The 3,129-nt window shown below is 75.2% G+C and carries 3 protein-coding genes; 2 read left to right on the top strand and 1 reads right to left on the bottom strand.

All coding sequences use genetic code 11. The annotated features are described in order from the left end of the window. The coding region (locus AB7F12_RS31640) for an Hsp70 family protein (RefSeq protein ID WP_428518087.1) at positions 1–1,429 on the bottom strand (1,429 nt) is incomplete at its 3' end. Positions 1,430–1,712: 283 nt separating this feature from the next. On the opposite strand from AB7F12_RS31640, the gene AB7F12_RS31645 reads away from it, so the two are divergent. Together AB7F12_RS31645 and AB7F12_RS31650 are read left to right on the top strand one after the other, a co-directional pair. Next, on the top strand, positions 1,713–2,252 hold the full coding sequence (locus tag AB7F12_RS31645; protein WP_428518089.1) for a hypothetical protein: 540 nt from the start codon (positions 1,713–1,715) through the stop codon (positions 2,250–2,252). Positions 2,253–2,349: 97 nt separating this feature from the next. Further along, positions 2,350–2,994: an IniB N-terminal domain-containing protein gene (locus AB7F12_RS31650; RefSeq protein WP_428518091.1), complete on the top strand. Its 645-nt coding sequence runs from the start codon at positions 2,350–2,352 to the stop codon at positions 2,992–2,994. The last annotated feature ends 135 nt before the right edge of the window (positions 2,995–3,129 follow it).

The raw sequence follows: 3,129 nt of genomic DNA on the forward strand, positions 1-3,129 counted from the left end.
TCGCACCGATGATCACGAGCCCGCCGAGCACCGTCAGCACGAGCAGGGCGAGGCCGACGAGGAGCGGCGCGCGGGACGGGCGCGCCGCCTCCGTCGGGAACGCGCGGGCCTGCTTCGGCGGCCGGGCGAGCGCGTCCGCGAGCGGCCGGTCCCCGCTGCCGGGGCGCAGGCCGGGCGGCCGGCCGGGCTCGCCCACGTCCGCGGCCGCGGCGGGCACCCGGTCCAGCGGCTGCGTGCCGCCTGCGCCGCGGTGCTCGCCGGGACCGGCAGGACCACCCGGAGCACCCGGAGCACCCGGAGCACGCGGACCACCGGGACCACCGGGACCACCGTTCGGCGCCCACCCGGTCCCGGCCGCCGCCGCTGCGCCCGGGCGCGCGGGCGCGGGCCGCGCGGCCGAGGGTGCCCAGGTCGCCGCGCCCACCGCGACGGCACCGCCGGCCGCGACGGTCACCGCCCGCGAGAGCCCCGCCGACACGAGCTCGGTGACCAGCGGGATCCGTGCCGATCCCCCGACGAGCAGCACGTCGGCCAGGTCACCGGCCGCGATGCCCGCGGACTCCAGCGCGCGGGACAGCGCGTCGACCGTCTGCACCACCGGGCCGCGGATCGCCTCCTCCAGCTCCGCGCGCGCCATCCGCACCTCGCGTTCGGGCAGGCCGGGCACCTGGACGCGCACGGTCGTCTCCGTGTCGGCGGAGAGCCGCTCCTTGGCGGCGGTGCACTCGCGACGCAGCCGTGCGACCGCAGCCCGCACCGCCGGGTCCCCACCGTCCAGCCCGGCCCACTCCTCGGCCAGGGCGAGGCGGACGTGGGCGAACACGGCCTCGTCGACGTCGTCGCCGCCGAAGCGCTCGGCGCCCTCCGGCGGGGCGACGAGCTCGGCCCCACCGGGCAGGATCCGCACGACGGCGGAGCTGCACGTCGATCCGCCCAGGTCGTGCACGGCGACGAGCGAACCCGGCTCGTACCGGCCGTGGCCGTGCGCCGCGGCGACGGCCTGGGCGACGGTCACGACCGGCCTGCCGAACGCGCCCGCCAGGGCGGAGTCCAGCGCGGCCACGCGGTGGGGCCCCCAGTCGGTCGGCCGGGCGACCACGATCCCCGCGGGCGGCTCGCCGTGCCCGGCGACGGGCTCGACCACCCGCGTGAGGAACCGCGCGACCAGCGTCCCCGCCGCGACGGGCTCGCGGCCCAGCAGCACCGGGGTCGGGTCGCCCACGCGGCGGACGAAGCCCGTCACGACCCGCTCCGGCTGGGTCAGCGCGCGCGCCCGCGCGGCCTCGCCGATCTCCACGGTGCCGTCGGCGGCCGCGTGGACAATGGTCGGGACCGGCCCGCCCGCCGGTTCCGCGGGCCTTCCGGGCCGGTGGACGGCCAGGGTCGTGCGTGTGCTGCCGAGGTCGATCCCCAACCGGTAGCCGGCCATCCCGGGCCCTCCCGAAGTCGTCGTCTGAATGTGGGCTGACCGGGGATCACGGGCCGGGGCCGGGGCCGGTTCACCCCCGCGGCCCGGTACCGGGGGAATCCCGGCACGCACCGCTCTGACGACGGGGACCGCCCCGGGGCGTCGTGCTCAGGAACCGGGCGTGACCCGGATGGCGGGAGCCGCGCACCGACCTAACGTCGCTCTCGTCCGGCACAGCGACCGACGCGACGACTCGCGACGAGGACGGCCGGGCACTCCGACTCGACCAGCAGGGGAGAAACCCATGACCAGTGCCTTCAACGTGAGCGACTTCATCGACAACCTCCGCACGGAGATCGACGAGCAGGTCGCCCAGGCCCAGCAGAACGACCAGGCCAACGTGTCCGACCAGCTCGGCGCGCAGGACAACACCCAGGTCGCCGAGCAGGACCAGAAGGTCGACACCGACACCGACGTGTCGTCGGGCGACGCCGGCGACGGCGGCTTCGCGGTGGGCGGCGACGCCTCCGGCGGCGACGGCCTCGGCTTCGGCGGCCGCAGCGGTGACGTGACCAACGCCAACGACGAGGGCATCCTCATCAACTTCGGCGGCAGCGGCAGCGCCGACGGCTCCGGCCGCGGCGGCGACGGTGGCCGCGGCGGCGACGCCGACGCCTCCGGTGGCGACAGCGGCGACGCCCGGGCGGACGTCGAGGTGGAGGCCGAGGCCGAGGTCGACCAGGACGCCGACCTCGACTTCGACCAGGACTCCGACCAGGACAACGACTCCGACCAGGAGCAGGACAACGAGACCGAGGTCGACCTCGACGACGTGGACGTCTGAGCGAGACGGCTCACGCGAGAAGTCACCCGCCAGGCCCCGCCCCCGACCGCCCGCGGTCGCGGGCGGGGCCCGGCCCTGACCGCCCGAGGGACACGCCATGACCTACCAGGACATCATCGACTACCTGCTGAGCCTCCTGCGTGACGAGGACGCCCGTACGGCGTTCGAGCAGGACCCGCAGGGCTCGCTCGCGGCGGCGGGGCTGCAGGACGTGACCGCCGACGACATCCGCGACGCCCGCCTGCAGCTCGCCGACACCGGAGCGGTGTCCGGCTCGGGCTCGTCCGGCGGCAGCGACCCGATCCACGAGCTGCACCACACGACCCGCCACTTCACCGCCGCGCCGACGGCCGAGGTCGGGGCGACGTTCATCGACCAGCGCACGTTCATCGACGACCGCGACATCACGGTGGAGGACAACGACACCACGATCGACACCACGATCATCAATGACTCGTTCAACTCCGACGACGACATCGTCGCGATCGACAACTCGGTGGACAACTCGATCGACGTGGTCACCGCGATCCAGGACAACAGCGTCGAGAACACCGTTGTCGACAACAGCGTCAGCGACGACGACGTCACGATCGGGGACCTCGATACCGGAACCGACACCGGATCCGACGTGGTCGCCCCCGATCCCGAACCGGAGCCCGAGCCGCTCCCGGAGCCCGAGCCGGAGACCGAGCCGGAGCCCGACCTCGGCTCCGAACTCGACCCGGCCACGACCGCCGTCTGACCGGACCGCCGAGGAGTTTCAATGACCGTGTCAAGCCGCTGTGGCTGCCGGGGCCGGTGCCTCGGTGGTGAAGCGGCGGTTGTCGCGGACCAGGGCCCAGACGAGGTCGACCAGCCGGCGGGCGAGCGCGATCAA

The organism is Pseudonocardia sp. (assembly GCF_050250275.1).
Taxonomy (GTDB): Bacteria; Actinomycetota; Actinomycetes; order Mycobacteriales; family Pseudonocardiaceae; genus Pseudonocardia.

What these genes read in the sequence shown, in the direction of transcription:
- AB7F12_RS31645 (WP_428518089.1), top strand. Translation starts at nt 1,713, where the DNA reads ATGACCAGTGCCTTCAACGTGAGCGACTTCATCGACAACCTCCGCACG.
- AB7F12_RS31650 (WP_428518091.1), top strand. Translation starts at nt 2,350, where the DNA reads ATGACCTACCAGGACATCATCGACTACCTGCTGAGCCTCCTGCGTGAC.